The following is a 19,020-nucleotide window of genomic DNA, read 5'->3' as shown; positions in this document are numbered from 1 at the left end:
GTAGGCAATGCAGTGAAAGGTCCCGTCCGCGTGCGCGGCGGGCATGGGTTAGTTCATCAAGCCCTGCTGCGTCATCAGCATCAGGCCGAAACCGGCGATGTATTCGGGAATGGCCCGGTAGTACCGGAAGACCGGCGCCCCGATGCGCCCGGTCAGCGCCGCGCGCGCAATCAGCCACGTCTTCGATTCGTGCGCCGATGCGCCCGCCTCGCGAGCGATGGCGTCCTCCGGCCACGCGCACAATTCATCCAGGGCGGCTGCCGGACCTGCCAGCGCATCCATCCAGCGGCGGTCCCAGTCCGGCGCCAGCGGCTTGACCGTCCCGGCGCCCGCGGCCAAGGCCTGTCCCGCGGCCATCACGCGCCGGGTCTTGGCCTCGCGCTCGCCGGGCGTGGCCGCGCGCGGCACGGTGATCCGTTCGCGCACCTCGGGATCGGGATGATCCAGCGTCGGGACCGGCGGCTCGTGCGACAGTCCGCCCGAGCCGATCAGCAGCGCGCGCCGCGGCACGCCGTCCAGGAAATCGCCGATGGCCCGGCCCAGATCCCGGCACCGGAACAGGCGCGGAATGCCGGGCGGCGCGACGGCATTGACGAACACCGGCACCACGGGCGGCGTATCCAGCCCTCCCCAAAGCAATTGCAGCGGCTGGGCAAAACCGTGGTCCACCTCCATGCGCCGCGAGACGGCCGCGTCGAACCCCCGGTCCATCAGGGCATCGGCCATCTCCAGCGCCAGCGAAGCATCAACCTGCAAGCGGCCCTCGGGAGACAGGTAGTCGCCCACCGCCCGGGCCTGCGTGCCTATGCAGAATGGCGGCATCAACCGGTTGAAGAAGCCGTTGTAGTGGTCGGGCGCTATCAGCACGACCAGGTCCGGCGCATAGGCCAGGACCTGATCGCGCACTCGCGCGATGGCCGCCTGCAACTCGGCCCCGGCCTGTGCCGGCACGGGGTTCAGCCCCATCAACGGGGAATGCGACATGCCCAGGAAGGCCCGCTCGCCCATGGCATCCGTCCTCGTCACCGCACGCGGTCCAGCAGCTTCGCCAGGGCCGCCTCGAGAACGACACCCGCTCCCGCCGCGTCCAGCCCTTCGCCGCTGTGCCGGCGCCACGCCACGATACCGTCCGGGCGCACCAGCAGCGCCCCGGACTCCTCGATCTCGCGCAGCGCGTGCCACGTGCAGTAGGAATCGAGCGCGCCCGGCTCGCCGATCACGACGGTCCTCAGGAAAGGCAGGTCCATCGCGGCGGCCGCCTCTTTCCACGCCTGCCCCGCCAGGCCGGTAAGCAGGGTGAACTTGCCCCGGCCCACGACATCCAGCGTCGACACCCTGCGTCCGTCGCTCCCCACCAGCCAGGCATGGGGCAGCTTGGCGCCGGGGCGCGTGCTGGCCTGCGCATGCAGTTGCGGATCGCGCCTCCAGGTTTCCTCGCCCGCGTCCGGTTCGGCAATGATCGCCGCCGACGCATAGCGCTGGTTCAGCTCCACGCCCTGCGCGTTGAACTCGTAGTTCTTGAGCCTGAGCGCCTCGGCCAGGGCCGCGCGCCGCGCCACGCCTTCGGCATCGGGCGCGGCCAGCCGCGCCAGGCCAGCCGCGACCGGATCCTCGGCGCCGGCTTCCCGGAAGCACTGGTTCAGCGGACCGTAGTCCAGCCTGGACTGGTTCGCCCGGGCAACGATCTGCGCCCCCACCGTCGCGCGTTCCAGCGAATAGGAATCCAGCAGGCCCGTCCCGGCGTGGCCGCGCAGCACGAATGCGAGTTTCCAGGCGAGATTGAAGGCGTCCTGCATGCAGGTGTTGGATCCCAGTCCACTGGAGGGCGGATGGCGATGCACCGCATCCCCGCCGCAGAAGACCCTTCCCTTCGAATAGACCGGCGCGTGCGCCTGATTCACGTACCAGACCGAGGCATTGTCGATCTCGATCTCCAGGTCCGGGTCGCCCACCAGGATACGGACCTTCTTCAGGATTTCCCCGGGAGAGAAATCGGGCTCCCCCTTCTCCATGTCGAAGCCCCAGCCCGCTATCCATTGGTCCCATGGTTCGATCGCGCGCAGCAGGCCCAGGCCGATCTCGCCGAACGCCGCATTGGAGGTCGCGATCCAATACAGGATGCTGGGCCGGTGGGCCGCATACCGGGACAGGTCCGCCCGGAACAGCACGTAGGCGGTGGCCGCCCGCGCCAGTTGTCCCCGCAGCTCCAGCCCCGCGTCGTCCATGACCTTGGAGCGCGCGCCGTCCGCACCTACCAGGTACCGCGAGCGAACGGCATATTCCCGGCCCGACGGCACATCCCGCAGGCTGACCGTCACGCCGTCCGCGTCCTGCTCGTGGCCCAGGTACTCGGTATTGAACGAAAAGACCGCGCCGCGCGCGGCGGCATGCGTGACCAGCATGGGCTCCATCTTGTTCTGCGGCAGGTCCAGCATCGGGCAAGGACTGGCCTGCAGATAGTCGCCGATGCGTTCGTCGCCGGTTCCCCAGGTGCGCAGCCGTGCGATCTCGGGTCCGGCCAGGCTGGTGGTGAACAAGGTGTCGCCCATCCATTCCCAGGGCGTGGCCCGGCGGCGCGCTTCATCCTCCAGGCCCAGGTCGCGCAAGACTTCCATCGCGCGCTGGTTGGTGATGTGCGCGCGGGGCGTGTTCGCGGTCCAGTTGTATCGGTTCACCACCTGGACACGCACGCCGTAGGTCGCCAGCGCCAGCGCCGTGGTGGCGCCCATGGGACCGGAGCCGACCACCAGCACGTCGGTCTGAAATGCATCCTTCTTCACTGTCGTTTCCCTTCGTGGGCTATTTGAGAGTGGCCTGCAGCACGTCGCCGTAGGCCTTGATGTCGTGGCGCAGACGGGCCGAGAGTTCGGCCGGTTCGGCCGGATAGGGATCGCCGGTCAGCGCGAACTTCTCCTTCATTGCCGGCTGGCGCAGCGCCGCGTTGAACTCGCGGGTCAGCCGGTCGACCACCGGCTGCGGCGTGCCCGCCGGCACGACGAACATGAAGTAATTGGTGATCTCCAGGCCGGGATAGCCGCTCTCGGCCAGCGTGGGCACGTCAGGCAGCAGCGGATGGCGCTTGCCGCCCAGCGTCGCCAGCGGTACGAGCTTGCCCGTCTTGATATAGGGCTGGGCGAAGTGGACGGGCATCAGCATCGTCTGGATCTGCCCTGCCAGGAGATCCGTGTTCGCCGGCGCGAGCCCCTTGTAGGGCACGTCCACGAAATCCGCCCCGGTCAGCTTGCGCAATTGGTGCAGGTGCACGAACCAGGGACTGCCCGGCCCCATGGTGCCGAAATCAACGCCCTTGCCCGTGGTCGAGAGCCGCACCAGTTCCTTCACCGAACGCGCCGGCACCTTGGGGTTGGCCACCAGCACCAGGGGTACCAGGGCCACGCCCGACACCGGCATGAAATCCTTGACCGCGTCGTAGGGCACTTTCGCGCCCAGCACCTCGTTGGCATGCGGCAGGTGGGCCATGGCCTCGTTGATGGCATGCGAATCGGTGACCAGGCCGATGGTATAGCCGTCGGCCGGCGCTCGAGCGACCGCGTCCGTCCCGATGATCGTCGAGGCCCCGGGGCGGTTGTCGACGATGACCGTCTGCCTGAGGCTGGCCGACACCACCTCGGCCAGCGCCCGCGCCGCCGAATCGGCGTTGCCGCCCGCCGGATACGGCACCACGATGCGGATCGGCCTGGCCGGCCATTCCTGCGCGAACGCGGGCGTGAGGGTCGCGGCGGCCAACGCCGCCATCGTGCAGAACGCACGTCGAATGGCATTCATGTCGTCTCCTTGGTTCTCGCCGGCGATGCCGCCGTGTCGAATGCGGGAGGAAGTCTGATGCCACCCCATACCCCTGTATAGTAGGTGCACTTAGTGCACCACCCAACGGAGAAGCATGTATCTGCTTACGGGAAAACCCGAGGACTCGGCATACAAGGAGGTCCGCGGACTGAGCCGGGGGCTGGCGGTATTGCGGGCGCTGAACGGCATGCCGGGGGGAATGGGCGGCGTGGTCGAACTGGCCCGCCTGACCGCCCTGCATCGCACGACGGTCAAGCGCCTGCTGGAGACCCTCAGGCAGGAAGGCCTGGTCCACCACAAGGACGACGGCGCGCTGTACGTGCTCAGTTTCGAGGTGCGGCGACTGGCCGAAGGCTACGTCGGCGCGGACTGGATCGACCGGGTCGCCTCGCCCGCCATGAGCGCGCACCTCAGCGCCCTGTCCTGGCCCAGCGATCTCGCCACGCCCGACGGCGGCTTCATGATCGTGCGGGAATCGACGCATCGCTCCAGCCTGCTGTCCCAGCACCGGGCCACCATCGGTACACGCATCGCGATGCTGACCTCGGCCATAGGCCGTGCCTGGCTGGCCTATTGTTCGGACGAGGAACGGGAAGCCACCCTGACCCTGCTGCGGGAACGCGGCGATGCCATCGGCGCCGTTGCCCGCGACAAGGCATATGTCGGCCGCGTGCTGCGCGAGACCCGGCGCCGCGGTTATGCCGTCAACAAGGGAGAACTGGTGAACGAAGAAAGCGTCGCCGCCATCGCCTTCCCTGTACGTCTGCGCGGCCACGCCATAGGTGCCATCAATCTCGTCCTGCAGCGCAACGTCGTTCCGGACCGCGAGATCTCGAACCGCTACGTACCGCTGCTGCGCCTCCTGGCCGAAGAGATATCAGTCGGCGCGACGCGGCTGTCCCAGCGCGGCGATCCGTCTTAGCGCGAACGACGCCATGGGCTGCAGCAGGCTGCGGAAGGCCTCTTCGGACAGCGGATGCGCCAACAGGAAGCCCTGCGCCTCGTCGCACCCCAGCTCGGTCAGGAAACGCATCTGCGCCTCGTTCTCCACGCCCTCGGCCACTACCTCCATGTGGAGCGCGTGTGACAGCGTCACGATGGCCGACAGCAGCGCCCTGGCCTCGGCTTCATTGCGGTCCAGTTCCGACGTGAACAGCCGGTCGACCTTGATCTGCTTGACCTTGAACCGGTGCAGATAGGCCAGGCTCGAATAGCCGGCGCCGAAGTCGTCGATCGCGATGTCGAAGCCGCGGGCGCGGAAGCGGTTCACGATCTCGGCCGTACGGCCCGCGTTCAGCATGGCCACGGTCTCGGTGATCTCGAACATCACCAGGCGGGGCGGCACGTCCATCTCGTCCAGGATGTCCTCGACGCGCCCGATCAGGTCAGGCACGTTGAACTGGATGGGCGACAGGTTGATCGAGATCTGGGCCGGCTCCAGCCCGCGCCGCCGCCAGTCGCTCACGCAGCGGCAGACTTCCCGTATCACCCAGTCGCCGATCTGGACGATCTGGCCCGAGCGCTCGGCGATGGTGATGAACTCCATGGGCGCCACGCTGCCGAAGGTCGGGTGATGCCACCGTATCAGCGCCTCCGCGCCGCAGATCGCGCGGGTGGCCACGCTGAACTTGGGCTGGAACACCAGGCTGAACTGCCCTGCGTCGAGCGCGGCCTGCAGGTCCTGCTGCAGCATCAGCGTGCGGGCGGCGTTGGCGTGCATGCCCGGCTCGAAGAAACAATAGGTGTTCCGGCCCGCCTGCTTGGCGCTGTACATGGCGGCATCGGCACAGTCCAGCAATGCCTCGCCGTCCCGGGCGTCTCCCGGATACATGGCTATCCCCACGCTTGCGCTGATCCGCAGGCGCGCCTGGCAACCGATCATGTCGTTCCGCAACACCCGCAGCAGCTTCTTGGCGACGGACGCCGCATCCCCGGGTGCCGATATGCCCCGCAACAGCATGACGAACTCGTCGCCGCCTATGCGCGCGACCAGGTCGTCCTTGCGCACGTGCGAAGACAGCAGTTGGGCGCAGCCCTTGAGCAGGTCGTCGCCCACCGCATGCCCGAGCGAATCGTTCACCGTCTTGAACCCGTCCAGGTCCAGGAAGAAGACCGCGAATGCCGTCTTGTCGCGAACCGCGTCCTGGATCGCCAGGTTCATCTGCTCGACCAGCATCAACCGGTTCGGCAGGCCGGTCAGCGCATCGTGCATGCTCAGGTATTGCAGTTGCCGGTTGGCCCGCCGCAGCGAGTCGGCCAGGCTGTTGGCGCGCCAGCCCAGCACCAGCAGGGTCCCCAGCAGCACGGCCAGCGACGAGCCGGACACCATCATCGCCAGCCAGTTGTGATCCAGCTGGCTGGCCGACAGGCAGACGCTGCCGGGGGCGAATTGCGCCGCGCTCATGCCGGTGTAGTGCATGCCGGTGATGGCGCCCCCCATCACCAGCGCCGCGCCCAGGCGCTTGAAGGCGATATAGGGTTCGTCCGAACCTCGCAGCGCGACGCCCAGCCACAGCGCCACGACAGAGGCCGCGATGGCCAGGCCGATGGAGGCCAGCACGATCCAGGGCACGTAGCTCACCGCGGGCGCCATGTCCAGAGCGGCCATCCCCGTGTAGTGCATGCCCGCGATGCCCGCTCCCATGGCCGCCCCGCCCGCCAGGCAGCAACGGAGCCGGACACGGCCGCTGGCCGATACCGCCAGCGCGAAACCGGACACCAGGATGGCGATCAGCAGGGACAGCGCCGTGGGCCCGAACGCGTACCCCAGGGGAATGGGCAGGGAAAAAGCCATCATCCCGATGAAGTGCATCGACCAGATGCCCACCCCCATGGCGACCGCGCCGCCCATCAGCCACGGCAGCCGACGCTTCCATCCCGGCAGCGACGCGATGCGGCCGGTCAGCTCCAGCGCCGTGTAGGCGGCCAGCGATGCGACCACCAGGGAAAGAAATACCAGCAAGGGGTTATAGACACCGTGCACGACCGTATTCCCGGATGCGTATCTATCTTGTTGCCAGGAAGGCGAAGAGACCCGTCCTCCTTATAGCAAAACATCCCTCGGCCAGTCACGCCTTTGCCGCGGGAATTCAAGCCCCCGAGCTGCGCCTTACCGCCCAGCCGGGCTCCTTCCCCACCACGCGGTTCCTGCCCAGGCGCTTGGCCCGGGCCAACCGTTCGTCCACCGTCGCATAGGCCAGTTCGAACGAGACGCCATGCTCGAAGCTGCCCACGCCCAGGCTCACGGTGCATTGCAATCCCGGCGCGATGTCCGAGAAATCCTGGGCGGCCGCCGCGACACGCAGCCGCTCGGCCACCCGCCTCGCCTCGTCGTCCGAGGCTTCGGGAAGCACCACCATGAACTCCTCGCCCCCGAACCTGCCCACCGCGTCGTCCGCCCGTATGCCCTGCTCCATGATCGCCGCCAGCAGCTTCAGCACCGCATCCCCCGCCGGATGGCCGTAGCGGTCGTTGATCCCCTTGAAATGATCCACGTCCACCATGATCAGGCCATAGCGCGCGCACCGCGGCAGGCGCGCCGCCAGGAACTCGCCCAGCCCCGAGCGGTTGTTCATTCCCGTCAGCGGATCCCGGCGGCTGGCCTGGCTCAGGCTGGAGATGGTCCGCACCGACGTCAGGCCCAGCATCAGGAACGCCACGCCTATGCCGAAGAAATAGAAGCTGGTCTGCATGACCTCCCAATAAAGCGAGTGGTCGTAGCCGTACCGGTCCGCCGGCCGCGTGGCCAGCATGGCCCGTGGGAGCAGGCTGGCCGTGCAGGCCGCGACACACCAGAACAGCAGCCGCTCCAGGGCGGTTCCCCGCGCCATATGGCGGACCTGCCACAGCGCCAGCAGGAACACCAGGGCGGCGGCAACGTGCGTCGTGGCCACGCGCAACCGGAACAGCGACTCGTCGTGCGCGCTGGCCATGCGTATGGCCAGCATGACCGCCAGCACGAGCACGGCCGGCAGCCCCGGCAGCCGCCTGTCCTCCAGCGCCGTCAGGCCCCGCGCGAAGCAGAAGATGGCGCACGCGTAGGCCACTCCCGTCAAGGCGATGTTGGCCAGGAGCCAAGGCGGCCACAGCAGGATCAGCATGGAGATGCCGCCCGCGTAGCAGGCGAAGCCCATCGCGAAGAACAGGAATTGCGCCTGGCGATGCGCGTAGCGCCAGGCGCCGTAGAACATGGCCGCCAGCAGAAGCGCGATCAGGGGATGGGCGAGCGCAAGCAAGGTGTCGTTGTTGTTCATGATGCCGCACTCGGTATGGGACGGCTGCCGACCGGCCCACGCCGGTCTCCCGGGAGCATGGCCGGGTCGGTGCCCATGGCCGACGACCTGCCTCCAGGAAGACAATGATAGCGATACCAGGCGGCCGCGGTTCAGCCAGTACCCCCGGCGCAACACCGGGGAAACTCCGACTGGAACACGGCGCGCGCGCCGCGGCTACGCGGCGGCGTTCGCCTTCGGAATCAGCTCCGCGCGGGCGGCGTGCCAGCGACGCATCGCCGCTTCATGGCAACGCAAGCCTTGGGGGTCGAAATCGGCGACGGGCGCCGGGTCCAGGTCGAAGTTACCGTGGCGATCCACGCCGCGCACCAGGCTGGCCGACAGGCGCTGGCGGCTGTCGCACCGGCAGTGGCTGGGTATGTAGCTGATGCCCAGGCCGATGCGCCGGTCCGCGGAGCGATTGGGCATGGAGTTGTGGAAAAGATGGGTGTGGTGCAGCGAGAACTGACCGGGCTCCAGCTGCATCAGGTCGATGCAGGCATCGTCGGGCACGTCTATCCGCTGGCCCGTATTCAGCATGTTGGCGGCATCCCCGCCCGCCGAGTGCCGCTGCTGTCCCCGCGCGTGGCTGCCCGGCACCACCTGCACGCAGCCGCTTTCCTCATTGCTGGGGGACAACGCCACCCATGCGGTCACATGCTGGGCGGGCTCCAGGCCGAAGTAGGTCGAATCCTGGTGCCAGCTGACGAACGCGCCGGTGCATGGTTCCTTGATCCAGCAGGTCAGGTGGAAGACCAGGATGTCCGGGCCGATCAGGTCCTGGACGGCGTCGAGCACACGCGGATGGCGGACGATCTCGTCCGCCCACTTCAGGTAGAGATGCATCTTGCGGCGCCGGTCCGCGGACAGCCCTCCGCCTGCCTGCTCGGCGGACTCCAGCAGGTCGCGGTAGACACGCGCCTGCCGCGGGGAAAAGGCCTCCACCGGGCTGACGTATCCCTGGCGCGCGTACGCGTCGACCTGTCCGGCGCTCAGCATCCTGCCCATCTGTGCTCCTTGCGTTCCCGGCATCCGCCCGGAATCAATCGTGGGCCGTCGCCCCCGTCATGGTCACCGCTTCGGTCCAGAACGCGCGCTCGCGCTTCAAGCGTGCCTCGCCCGCGGCCGGATCCATCGGTTCGACGATGCTGGCCGCCTTGTCCAACGCGGCGATGTAGTCCGGCGAGACGGTCACGCGGGCCATGGCCTTGCTCAGCCGCGCGAACACCTCGGGCTTGACGCCCGAGGGCGCCACGATCGAAAACCAGCTCGGCGCGTTGAGCTCCGGGAAGCCCGACTCGACCAGCGTGGGCACGTCCGCCAGCGCGCGGATCCGTTCGCTCGTCGTGACCGCCAGGGCCTTCACGCTGCCCTCCTTCACCATCTGCGCCGCCAGCGCCGATCCCGTGAAGCAGAACCCCAGGCGCCCCGCCACCAGGTCCACCATCAGCGGCGCGCTGCCCTTGTACGGAACATGCAGAAACTTCATGCCCCCCGCCTTGGCGAGCATCTCGGTCGTCAGGTGCGACAGCGAGCCGACGCCGTTCGAGCCGTAGCTGACGTCGCCCGGATGGGCCTTCACATAGGCGACGAACTCCTTGATGCCGGCCACCGGCACCGTCTTGGGATTGATGACCAGCACGTTCGGCATGGACGCGATCATGGACACGAAGCGGAACTGCTTTTCCGCGTCGTACGGCAGCTTGCGGTAGAGCGGCTTGTTGATGGCCAGGATGGCCTGCCCCGCCACCAGCAGGGTGTAGCCATCGGCCGGCGCCCGCGCGACATAGTCCGCGGCGATGTTGCCGCCCGCCCCGGCCTTGTTCTCGACCACCACCGACTGCCCCAGCTCGGCTGCCAGGGCGTGCGCCGCCAGGCGGCTGACCGTGTCGGCCGACCCGCCCGCGGGGAACGGACAGACCAGCGTCAACTGGCGCGTCGGATAGTCCGTCCCGGCCGCGGCGGCGCGCGCGCCGCCCGAAAAGGCCGAAGCGGCAAGGGGCGCCGCTGCCAGCAGCAGGCGCCGGCGCGTATTGACGTGAGACGGATCGGAAGCGGTACCCATGGACGGCCTTGAGGAAAAGTGAATTTTCCGGTCCAGGATAAACCTTGACTCACAAAACTATCAACACTTTATCCAAGAACTAGATATTTACCCCTATAAAAGCGCCAAAAACGTCAATTAATGGGACGAAATATCCGACAATCAAGAAAAGTGTCGACACAAAAGCTCGGAGCAACCCATGGACTCTTCCCACCTCCCACTGTCCGGTCGGGTCGCGATCGTGACCGGCGCCGCGGGCGACCTGGGCGCGGCGATCGCCGGCCGCTTCCTGCTGGCCGGCGCCAGCGTGGCATGGCTGGATCGGAACCAGGCCGAGGCGGAGGCGCGCATCGGCCGGGGACCCTGCCCGGAACGCAGCCTGGCACTGGGCTGCGACGTGGCCGACGCCGGGTCTTCGCGCCAGGCGGTCGAAGCCGCGGTTGCCCATTTCGGCGCGCTGCACGTCCTGGTCAACAACGCGGCCATCGTGTCGCCACGGCTGCCGCTGGCCGAACTGGGAGTGGATGACTGGCAACAGGCGCTGGACGTGAACGTGACCGGCGCCTTCCTGATGGCCAAGTGGGCCATTCCGCACCTGCTGGGCGCGCCGGGCGCGGTCGTCCTGAACGTCGCGTCCCAGCTCGGCCACGTGACCAATCCCGGCGCGGGCGCCTACAGCACCAGCAAGGCGGCCCTGCTGGGCCTGACCCGCTCGATCGCCGTGGACTATGCGCAGCAGGGTATCCGCGCCGTCAGCCTGTCGCCGGGATCGGTGATGACCAGCCGGCTCACTCGCCGGTACGGCTGCGAAGCGGCCGCGAGCGCCCAACTGGCGCCCCGCCATCCCATGGGCCGCATCGCCACCCCTGCCGAGATCGCCGAGGCGGCGCTGTTCCTGGCCAGCGACGCGGCGGCCTTCGTCACGGGCACGGACCTGCTGGCCGATGGCGGGTATACGGCGGTGTAGCGCCGACCCCTTATGCGCCGCGCCATGGCGGTTCCTCCTGTCCGTGCGTGCCGGCGTTTCAGGCGTCCGGCATGTAGGTCAACGCGCCGTCCCGGATCCGAGCTGCCGACGTATACGGATGAACCTCGCTCTTCCCGGGCCCCAGGATGTGCCTGACGCAGACGCCCCTCGCCTTCAGGTAATCGGCGATCAGCGACCGGTGGCATCGCCACCACACGGCTTCCGCGCACATGACGGCGGTCCGCCGGCGGCGAGCCAATGCCAGCAGCCGATCGACGCCCAGGCGAAAGTCTTCGGTCTCCATGTAGTCCGCATACCCGCGGAACGATGGGTTGCGCCATACGGTGTTATGGGAATCCGCAAGGGGGGAACGCCGGCCGCCGAGTTCCGGCAGCGGCACATACTCCACCCCGGCCTGCGCCAGCGCGCGGCCCAGCGCATCCGGATTGAAGTGAGGATACTTGCGTGAACCCGCGTGCCGCCGCACGTCGGCGATCGCCTCGATGTCATGGGCGGCCAGCATCGCCAGGAACGCTTCCAGGGAATGCGTGGAATGTCCCACCGTCCACACTTCCAGCCCTGCCGTTTCCATCGCCATGCTCCTCGTTCTTTCGCGTGTCTGCGCTATAAGCTCGCTCGCCGCAAGGTGTTGCGCCCCTCGGCCTTGGCCTGGTAGAGCGCGGCATCCACACGGTCGAAGACCTCGGCCGTGCGGCGTTCGCCCCGGAAGATGCCGAACCCCATCGACGCCGTCACGACGCCATGCGGCGGATTGCCCCGATGAGCAATCCCCATGCCCGCGATGGCCGTGCGCATCCCGTCGCAGAAACACTCGCCCTCGGCGTCCTCTCTCAGGCGGCAGGCCACCAGGAACTCTTCGCCGCCTATCCGGAAGACCCGGTCGTCGGACCGGCCCAGCATGCCGCGCAACAGGCCGCCCACGCGCTTGAGCACCCGGTCGCCCGCGGCATGGCCATAGCGGTCGTTGTAGGCCTTGAAGTTGTCGACGTCGAGGATCGCCACGCACTTCAACAACCCGTCGTCGGCCGCTTCGACGAAGGGGGGAAACTCCAGCGTGTAGGCGCGGCGGTTGGGAACGCCCGACAAGGGATCCAGCAGCGAGGACCTGGCGTCGGTGATGTCGGTGAAGATCCAGATCCGCGCGCGGAAGGATCCATCCGCAGCGAAGGGCACGCTGCGGCGGGCGAAGACGCGTCCATCCTTGAAGTGCAGTTCGTCGCGGTAGGCCTCATCCGTGGGATGAAGGGCCTCGACGTGTTCCAGGAAGCGGTCGGGATCGGCAAGCTGGCCGCTGGCGTAGGCCAGCATCCGGCTTTCGCTCCAGCCTTCCCAGGCCTCCTCCGGAAACTGCCACAGCAGCATGAAGGCCTTGTTGGCATAGATCACCCGCCTGTCGGCATCGACCAGCAGCACGCCATCGGGCAGCGCATCCAGCGCAAACCTGAAGACCCCCGCCGGCACGGGCGGCCTGGGCAGTTCCCCGGCCATGGCGGGTTTTCTTGTTATCAGGCTCATACGCGGCACGCCGTCGACGGACAGGGACCTAAGATAGCGCACTCGCGGCAGCCGCGCATGCCGGCCCCCCGGTCACTGGATCCGGATGTTCCGCCTGCGCACGATGTCTCCCAGCTCCGCCTGGCTGCGCAGGAAGAACGCCCGGAACTGCTCGGGCGTGCCGGGATCCGGAATGAAGCCGCGCTCGCGCAGTTCCTTGTCCACCTCGGGCTGTTGCAGCGTCTCGCGTATCGCGGCGGCCAGGGTCTTCAGTACCCGCGGCGGGATACCCTTGGGGGCCAGCACGCCTTGCCAGCTGTACATGTCGAACCCGGGATAGCCGCTTTCGTGCACGGTGGGCACGTCGGGAAGATACGGCAGGCGCTCGCGGGTGGATACCAGCAAGACTTTCAGCTTGCCCGTGCGCAGGTGGGGCAGCGCCGTGGCGGGATCGGAAAAATAGAGGTCGATCTGGCCGCCCAGGAGATCGCGCATGGCCGGCGCCGCCCCCGGAAACGGCACGTGGGTCGGATGCACGCCCACTCGCGCGGCCAGGGCCTCCATGGTCAAGTGGTTCATCCCGCCCTGCCCCCAGCTTCCATAAGTGAGCCGGTCGCCGCGTTCCTTCATGTAGGCGAAGAGCCCCGCGACGTCCGAGACGGGCAGATCCCGTCGCGCCAGCAGGAGCAAGGGCGTGCGCACCAGGAGCGCCACGAAATCGAGGTCACGCTGCGCGGAATACTTCAGGCCGGGATACAGCGCGGCATTGACGGCGATCTGCTCGGCGGTGTTCATCACGGTGTAGCCGTCACGCGCGGCGGACAGCAGCGCCTGCGTGCCGATGATGGTGTTGCCGCCCGGCCGGTTGTCCACCACGATCGGCTGCCCGAGCGTGCGCGACAGCCGCTGCGTGACGACACGCGCCACGTTGTCGGCGCCGCCCCCCGGCGGATAGGGAACCAGCCACCGGATGGGATGCGCCGGATAGTCCCGGGCCATGGCGCCGGCGGTGACCAGGCACGACAACAACGCGAATACCGCCGTGATGTACCGCATGGCGCCTCCGTTCTAAAACGATCGTTTTATTTCTATTAATGTATCCCAAATATTGGGATACGTATTTATTTTTTATACGATCGTTTCAGAAAGGGGGTGCCATGCGGGGACTCGCCGTCAGCCGGCCGGTTGTGGGCGGGGGTACCGTCCTTTTCCATGCCGGCGCTACGCGGCCCCTACGACATCTTCAACGGCACACCCGTCTTGGCCTGGATCTCCTCGGCGCTGACGCCTTCCGCCAGCTCCACCAGCACCAGCCCGTCCGCCGTCACGTCGATCACGCCAAGGTCGGTGATGATGCGGTCCACGACACCGACGCCCGTCAGGGGCAGCGTGCACTCGGGAAGGATCTTCAGCTCGTGGCCGCCATCCTTCTTCCTGGCCACGTGCTCCATCAGGATCACCACCCGCTCGACGCCGGCCACGAGGTCCATCGCGCCCCCCATGCCCTTGACCATCTTGCCGGGGATCATCCAGTTGGCCAGGTCGCCCTTCCCGCTGACCTGCATGGCGCCCAGGATGGACAGGTTGATCTTGCCGCCGCGGATCATCGCGAAGCTCTGGTCGCTGCCGAAGATCGACGATCCCGGCAGCGTGGTCACGGTCTGCTTGCCCGCGTTGATGAGGTCCGCATCCACCTGGTCCTCGGTCGGGAACGGGCCGATGCCCAGCATGCCGTTCTCGGACTGCAGCCAGACCTCGATATCGCCCGGCACGTGGTTGGCCACCAGGGTCGGGATGCCGATCCCCAGATTCACGTAGAAACCGTCGCGCAGTTCCCGGGCGGCCCGCGCCGCCATCTGGTCCTTGCTCCATGCCATGATCAATGCTCCGCCTTGGTCGTCGTGCGCTGTTCGATCCGTTTTTCAGGATGGCTGTTCTGCACGATGCGATGGATGTAGATGCCCGGCAGATGGATGTCGTCGGGCGCCAGATCGCCGACCTCGACGATCTCCTCGACCTCGGCAATGGTGATCCTTCCCGCCGTGGCGGCCGCCGGATTGAAGTTGCGAGCCGTGTAGCGGAAGCGCAGGTTGCCGGCACGGTCGGCCACATGCGCCTTGATCAGGGCCACGTCGGGCACCAGGGACTGTTCCATCACATAGGTTTCCCCGTCGAACTCGCGAAGCTCCTTGCCTTCGGCGACCAGGGTCCCCACGCCCGTCTTGGTGAAAAAGGCCGGGATGCCCGCCCCGCCGGCGCGCAGCTTCTCGGCCAGCGTGCCCTGCGGCGTGAACTCCAGCTCCAGCTCGCCGCTCAGGTACTGGCGTTCGAACTCCTTGTTCTCGCCCACGTAGGACGAGATCATCTTCCGGATCTGCCGCGTCTCCAGCAGCTTGCCCAGCCCGAAGCCGTCCACGCCGGCGTTGTTCGAGATCACGGTCAGGCCCTTGACGCCCGAGGCACGCAGCGCCTCGATCAGCGCCTCCGGGATACCGCACAGGCCGAAGCCGCCCACCGCGATCATCTGCTCGTCTTTCACGACGCCCGCGAGCGCATCGGGGGCGGATGGATAAATCTTGTTCACGACACCTCCTCCAAGGACTGGAACCACCGCATCGCCTTCGCAGCCAGGGGGGCTGGCGCAAGGCGAGCGTTTGGAAGATACTACGTAGCTATCTACGTAGTTTTGCTTAGGAGCGCCGGTGTCCACCGACTCGGACTATCGCCTGGCCTTCGAGATGGCGCCCATCGGCCTCGTCCTCTCGAAGAACCGGATCATCGTCGACTGCAACAGCTATGTCTGCGACGTCTTCCACGCGTCCCGGGAAATCCTGCTGGGCGCGTCGTTCCGCGAGCTGTATCCCACGACCGAGGAATTCGAGCGCCTGGGCAGGCGCATCGCCCCCATCCTGAACAAGCATGGGCGCTATGCCGATACGCGTATCATGAAGCGCGCCACCGGCCAGCACTTCTGGTGCCGCGTGACCGGCCGGGCCTTCAACCGCGAGCGCCCGCACGAGGCAGGGATCTGGACCTTCGAGGATGTCAGCGCCGAGCGGCCGCACACGTCGGAGGCCCTGACGCCTCGCGAGCGCGAAGTCGCATCGCGACTCCTGGACGGCAAGACCTCGAAAGTGATCGCCCGGGAACTCGGCATCAGTCCGCGCACGGTGGAGGTGTTCCGCGCGAGTCTGATGAAGAAATTTTCAGCGACGAATACGGCGGACCTGATTCATCGGATGCTGTCGGCTTGAGCCCGGCGTAGAGCAATACCGCTCGCATCGACAGGAAAAATGCCCCCTTGACGCAGCGATCAAGGGGGCATCGTTCAAGGACGATGGAACATCACTCGGCCGCTACGCAGCTGAAATTCGCCGCATCGTCCGTGCTGCCCGTTCCCTTGTATCGCGCAACCTGCGGATACTGGCAAAGAGGCCGAGTACGCGCCACCTTGTTGTCGACGAGCTTGGTCGCGATGATCGCTCCGGGCTTGGCGTCCTTTTCCGACCAGTCCATCAGGGCACGGAAGACATCATGCTGGGGGTCCTTCGCGACCGTGCCGCTGCTGCCCTGCCCGAACTGGTTGGGACCATCGCCACCGCTGCAATGGCCCATTCCCGGCACCATGTAGAGCGTCGCGAACTCGTCGACGGCCGACGCGCCCATTTTTGCCTTCACTGCATCGTAGTAACGGATGGTGCCCTGCGGCATGATGAGGTTGTCGCTCCAGCCGTGGTACATGATCAGCTTGCCACCCCGGGCCTTGAACGCGGACAGATCCGGATTGTCCGTCCCTATCACCGGATTGACCACGCGTACCGTATCGGCGAAGAACTGGCCATAGTTGGCATAGGTCAAGGTCTTCCAATCCCAGTCGGGATCGAGGTAGACCCAGTACCTGGGCTGTTCGACCGCGATGCTGAACGGCGACGCCCCCGCCAGGGAGACAAGATTGGCGCCGCGCTCCACGCCCGGCCACAGCAGGTTGCCGGACAGGTCGCGCGCACCGTCCCATATCTTCTTGACGGCGACGGCCTCGGCCGGCGTCAGGCAAGACCCGTCGGCGCAGTCGGCGCGCGTGATACTGTTGTCCGTGGAGGGATCGTAGCGACATGAACGCGGATCGTCGATCACGCCATCGGCAACGCCATCCGCCGCATCGCAGCTCGCCACCGCGCGCGACGTGGCGAGATTGAGCTTGTCGCGGCTGATTACGGCCCCGAGGTCATTGTTCATCACCACCTGGGGCCATATCTGGTATGCCTGGAAGCGATCCCAATGGATGGCGGGTGCTCCGGCCAGGATCGCGTCGTAATCGTCCGGATAGCGCTGCGCCATCATCAAGCCCTGACGCCCCCCCGTGGAACAACCGTACCAATACGAACGCACAGGATCCTGTCCGTAATAACTTTTTGTCAGTTGCTTGCCGATGACCGACATCAGGTGCTCGCTACGGAACGCGAAATCCTCCTGCAACTGCGTGTTGGGTACGCCCGGCGACAACATGCCGAACGAGCCGCCCACCGAAGACTTGTGGCCGGTATCCGTCTGGACGCCGACGAACCCCTGCTTGATCGAGTCCGTGGCGACACTCACCGATCCCGCATAGCCACCCCCTCCTTCCGATCGGAATCTCCCATTCCAGGTCCCGTCCGAGGGCATGGCCACCCAGATGTTGATTTCCGGATCGACCTTGACCTTTACCAGGCAGTACTGCTTGGTCGGATCACCATCGACGGTATTGGCGGCGACTTCAAGGATCGTCGCCTTGAAGCCCTTGGCCGGGGCATCGTCGGTCGTCAGCATGACCTTGCCGATTCCCTCGGCCGAGCAGCTCATCACCGGAGCAATCGCCAGATCGCCTATCCCGGGATTGCCACCGGAAGGCGGCGGCGCGGGATTGTCGGCGCTCCCATCCCCCCCGCCGCACGCGGCGAGCGCGGCAAGTGCCATCGTCGTCATTCCCCAGCGCATGGCGCCGGCTTTTCTACGCAGTTCCATCATGGTCTCCTCGTTGCCCATCACTGCTTGGTGTCCTTCACCGACGACATTCCCGTGAGCATCTCTCCTCACGCAGGTGAAGCCTTTTAAGAATGAATCTTTCCGCCCATCACGCAGATGCCGGCCCTCCATCGGAATCCTCTTCGCCACTCCATCGCCTGGACTTGTCAATGACGCTGGACAAATAGCGTTTGGGGGGCATGCCCATGTACTTGGCGAATACCGCGGAGAAATGGCTCTGGCTGGAAAAACCGGCCTTCCTCGCAACGGTCGCCAGGGGCTCTCCGTTCTTCATGAGGACGACGGCAGCCTCAACGCGCGCTCGCAGCACGTACTGGTATGGAGAGGTACCGGTCGTCATCCGGAAGAGCTTCATGAAATGCGGCTTGCTCAAGCCGGTCGACGCGGCCAGGGCATCGACGGTTATGTCCGCCCCCATCGTCTCCCTGATGTACTCGTCGATCGCGCGCAGTTGCCGCGAGGTCAGACGGCCCTTGTCGAACGTCCGGCTCAAGGGACGCGATGAAAAGCGCCTTCTCAGGTACAGCGCCAATCCCAGGCACAAGGATTGGGCATACAGGGGGCCGTTCGGACAACCCTGCTCGACTTCCTTTGCAATGGCCACCATGACCTGCAGCAACTGCCCATCGTAGAACTGCAGATTGAGATCCAGGGGAACATCGAGCACTTCGTCGTCCAGCATCATGGCCGGATTCAATTCGGACATGTCCAGTTCGATGACGACGCGCTCGGCGTTCGCGGAATGCCACCAGCAGCGTTCGATTTCCGTATGCGGCGCAAAAAGCCCGATCGACCCGGGATCGGTTTTCAGTTGAAACGGCTTGCCGTTGCACAGCATGGAAGCCTCGGCCCATCCGGTCGCAATGCAGGCCAAGCTGGGATGGGCGCGATAGCGGGCTGGATTGTGCAAGGTGCCGTCCGCAAGGTTGTATCCCAGGGGAAAGCCCGCCCATCTTTCGAGCGCCTCTCGTTTCAAGAAGCTGCGTTCGTTGTAGAGCGTCGGTTCGGCGTCGACGTCGTACGGATAAGTGTGCCTTCCCATGTTGTTTCCCCTTGGGCATGCCGAAGCACGATGGCGCGCTGCGACATGGACAGAGCCAGGCCATCGATGGGCTCGTCCAGCGGCAGCAACTGGGGGTTGGTGATCAGCGCGCGGCCGATGGCCAGCATCTGCCGTTCGCCGCCCGAGAGCCGCCGTCGAAGATTACGATGCCCATGTATGCTCCAGGTGAGGTGCGGGAACTTCGGGACGATGGCGGGTGCGCGGCGCAACGTCGCGCACCCGGTGTTTCACTTCGCCTTGCCGGGGTCCTTGACCGCGTCGAGATGCGAGAACTCGACGTTGTACAAGTGGTTGCCGCGGCGTTCGACCTTGCGGATGTAGATGTTCTGCA

At 66.5% G+C, this 19,020-nt stretch carries 17 protein-coding genes and 1 pseudogene; 3 read left to right on the top strand and 15 right to left on the bottom strand.

The window, feature by feature from the left end; all coding sequences use genetic code 11:
* Positions 1-48 precede the first annotated feature (48 nt).
* From ABD104_RS12115 to ABD104_RS12105, 3 genes are read right to left on the bottom strand one after another with little or no spacing between them, the layout of a single operon-like run.
* Positions 49-1,026, bottom strand: coding sequence for a 3-carboxyethylcatechol 2,3-dioxygenase (locus tag ABD104_RS12115; RefSeq protein WP_243724557.1), 978 nt, complete (start codon positions 1,024-1,026; stop codon positions 49-51).
* Positions 1,023-2,780: an FAD-dependent monooxygenase gene (locus ABD104_RS12110; protein WP_343927614.1), complete on the bottom strand. Its 1,758-nt coding sequence runs from the start codon at positions 2,778-2,780 to the stop codon at positions 1,023-1,025. The genes ABD104_RS12115 and ABD104_RS12110 overlap by 4 nt, the downstream gene beginning before the upstream one ends.
* 19 nt (positions 2,781-2,799) lie before the next feature.
* Entirely contained in the window at positions 2,800-3,786 is a 987-nt protein-coding gene (locus ABD104_RS12105; protein ID WP_165963203.1) for a Bug family tripartite tricarboxylate transporter substrate binding protein, read from the bottom strand.
* 115 nt (positions 3,787-3,901) lie between these two features.
* On the opposite strand from ABD104_RS12105, the gene ABD104_RS12100 reads away from it, so the two are divergent.
* Positions 3,902-4,729: an IclR family transcriptional regulator domain-containing protein gene (locus ABD104_RS12100; protein ID WP_343927613.1), complete on the top strand. Its 828-nt coding sequence runs from the start codon at positions 3,902-3,904 to the stop codon at positions 4,727-4,729.
* Here ABD104_RS12100 and ABD104_RS12095 read toward each other — a convergent pair.
* From ABD104_RS12095 to ABD104_RS12080, 4 genes are all read right to left on the bottom strand, one after another.
* Positions 4,685-6,790, bottom strand: coding sequence for a putative bifunctional diguanylate cyclase/phosphodiesterase (locus ABD104_RS12095; RefSeq protein WP_343927612.1), 2,106 nt, complete (start codon positions 6,788-6,790; stop codon positions 4,685-4,687). The two genes, ABD104_RS12100 and ABD104_RS12095, sit on opposite strands and share 45 nt — an antisense overlap.
* A gap of 106 nt (positions 6,791-6,896) precedes the next feature.
* Positions 6,897-8,060 (bottom strand): GGDEF domain-containing protein, encoded by a 1,164-nt coding sequence (locus tag ABD104_RS12090; protein ID WP_343927611.1) that lies wholly within the window; start codon positions 8,058-8,060, stop codon positions 6,897-6,899.
* 195 nt (positions 8,061-8,255) lie between these two features.
* Entirely contained in the window at positions 8,256-9,086 is an 831-nt protein-coding gene (locus ABD104_RS12085) for a phytanoyl-CoA dioxygenase family protein (RefSeq protein ID WP_343927610.1), read from the bottom strand.
* Between the two features lie 34 nt (positions 9,087-9,120).
* Positions 9,121-10,143 carry a Bug family tripartite tricarboxylate transporter substrate binding protein gene (locus ABD104_RS12080; RefSeq protein ID WP_343927609.1) on the bottom strand — a complete coding sequence of 341 codons (1,023 nt, stop codon included), beginning with the start codon at positions 10,141-10,143 and terminating at the stop codon, positions 9,121-9,123.
* Between the two features lie 178 nt (positions 10,144-10,321).
* Here ABD104_RS12080 and ABD104_RS12075 point away from each other — a divergent pair, with 178 nt between their 5' ends.
* Entirely contained in the window at positions 10,322-11,089 is a 768-nt protein-coding gene (locus ABD104_RS12075; RefSeq protein WP_087839377.1) for an SDR family NAD(P)-dependent oxidoreductase, read from the top strand.
* 58 nt (positions 11,090-11,147) lie between these two features.
* Here ABD104_RS12075 and ABD104_RS12070 read toward each other — a convergent pair whose 3' ends face one another.
* From ABD104_RS12070 to ABD104_RS12050, 5 genes are all read right to left on the bottom strand, one after another.
* On the bottom strand, positions 11,148-11,681 hold the full coding sequence (locus ABD104_RS12070; protein ID WP_207958657.1) for a DUF488 family protein: 534 nt from the start codon (positions 11,679-11,681) through the stop codon (positions 11,148-11,150).
* A 32-nt stretch (positions 11,682-11,713) separates the two neighbouring features.
* Positions 11,714-12,598 (bottom strand): GGDEF domain-containing protein, encoded by an 885-nt coding sequence (locus ABD104_RS12065; RefSeq protein ID WP_343927608.1) that lies wholly within the window; start codon positions 12,596-12,598, stop codon positions 11,714-11,716.
* 99 nt (positions 12,599-12,697) lie between these two features.
* A complete protein-coding gene (locus ABD104_RS12060; RefSeq protein WP_343927607.1) occupies positions 12,698-13,660 on the bottom strand; it encodes a Bug family tripartite tricarboxylate transporter substrate binding protein in 963 nt (320 codons plus the stop codon).
* Between the two features lie 176 nt (positions 13,661-13,836).
* Positions 13,837-14,481: a 3-oxoacid CoA-transferase subunit B gene (locus ABD104_RS12055; RefSeq protein WP_343927606.1), complete on the bottom strand. Its 645-nt coding sequence runs from the start codon at positions 14,479-14,481 to the stop codon at positions 13,837-13,839.
* 2 nt (positions 14,482-14,483) lie between these two features.
* Positions 14,484-15,188, bottom strand: coding sequence for a CoA transferase subunit A (locus ABD104_RS12050; protein WP_343927605.1), 705 nt, complete (start codon positions 15,186-15,188; stop codon positions 14,484-14,486).
* Between the two features lie 118 nt (positions 15,189-15,306).
* On the opposite strand from ABD104_RS12050, the gene ABD104_RS12045 reads away from it, so the two are divergent.
* Entirely contained in the window at positions 15,307-15,858 is a 552-nt protein-coding gene (locus ABD104_RS12045) for a LuxR C-terminal-related transcriptional regulator (protein ID WP_279819316.1), read from the top strand.
* Between the two features lie 91 nt (positions 15,859-15,949).
* Here the strand turns inward: ABD104_RS12045 and ABD104_RS12040 are convergent, their stop codons facing one another.
* The 3 genes and pseudogenes from ABD104_RS12040 to ABD104_RS12030 all read right to left on the bottom strand — a co-directional run.
* Complete coding sequence (locus ABD104_RS12040; protein WP_343927604.1) at positions 15,950-17,608, bottom strand: tannase/feruloyl esterase family alpha/beta hydrolase; 1,659 nt, start codon at positions 17,606-17,608, stop codon at positions 15,950-15,952.
* A gap of 106 nt (positions 17,609-17,714) precedes the next feature.
* Positions 17,715-18,668 (bottom strand): helix-turn-helix transcriptional regulator, encoded by a 954-nt coding sequence (locus ABD104_RS12035; RefSeq protein ID WP_279819322.1) that lies wholly within the window; start codon positions 18,666-18,668, stop codon positions 17,715-17,717.
* 53 nt (positions 18,669-18,721) lie between these two features.
* Positions 18,722-18,832, bottom strand: a pseudogene (locus ABD104_RS12030) (ATP-binding cassette domain-containing protein); the annotation flags it as partial.
* Positions 18,833-19,020 lie beyond the last annotated feature (188 nt).

Source organism: Pigmentiphaga daeguensis, assembly GCF_039523035.1.
GTDB classification, from domain to species: Bacteria; Pseudomonadota; Gammaproteobacteria; order Burkholderiales; family Burkholderiaceae_B; genus Pigmentiphaga; species Pigmentiphaga daeguensis.
Note: the sequence above shows the minus strand (reverse complement) of the source record. Positions and strands in the feature narration are given on the sequence as shown.

Coding starts and splice junctions, on each gene's coding strand:
- ABD104_RS12085 (WP_343927610.1), bottom strand. CDS start 9,086: ATGGGCAGGATGCTGAGCGCCGGACAGGTCGACGCGTACGCGCGCCAG.
- ABD104_RS12100 (WP_343927613.1), top strand. CDS start 3,902: ATGTATCTGCTTACGGGAAAACCCGAGGACTCGGCATACAAGGAGGTC.
- ABD104_RS12075 (WP_087839377.1), top strand. CDS start 10,322: ATGGACTCTTCCCACCTCCCACTGTCCGGTCGGGTCGCGATCGTGACC.
- ABD104_RS12065 (WP_343927608.1), bottom strand. CDS start 12,598: ATGGCCGGGGAACTGCCCAGGCCGCCCGTGCCGGCGGGGGTCTTCAGG.
- ABD104_RS12090 (WP_343927611.1), bottom strand. CDS start 8,060: ATGAACAACAACGACACCTTGCTTGCGCTCGCCCATCCCCTGATCGCG.
- ABD104_RS12070 (WP_207958657.1), bottom strand. CDS start 11,681: ATGGAAACGGCAGGGCTGGAAGTGTGGACGGTGGGACATTCCACGCAT.
- ABD104_RS12055 (WP_343927606.1), bottom strand. CDS start 14,481: ATGGCATGGAGCAAGGACCAGATGGCGGCGCGGGCCGCCCGGGAACTG.
- ABD104_RS12105 (WP_165963203.1), bottom strand. CDS start 3,786: ATGAATGCCATTCGACGTGCGTTCTGCACGATGGCGGCGTTGGCCGCC.
- ABD104_RS12035 (WP_279819322.1), bottom strand. CDS start 18,668: ATGGGAAGGCACACTTATCCGTACGACGTCGACGCCGAACCGACGCTC.
- ABD104_RS12080 (WP_343927609.1), bottom strand. CDS start 10,143: ATGGGTACCGCTTCCGATCCGTCTCACGTCAATACGCGCCGGCGCCTG.
- ABD104_RS12060 (WP_343927607.1), bottom strand. CDS start 13,660: ATGCGGTACATCACGGCGGTATTCGCGTTGTTGTCGTGCCTGGTCACC.
- ABD104_RS12040 (WP_343927604.1), bottom strand. CDS start 17,608: ATGATGGAACTGCGTAGAAAAGCCGGCGCCATGCGCTGGGGAATGACG.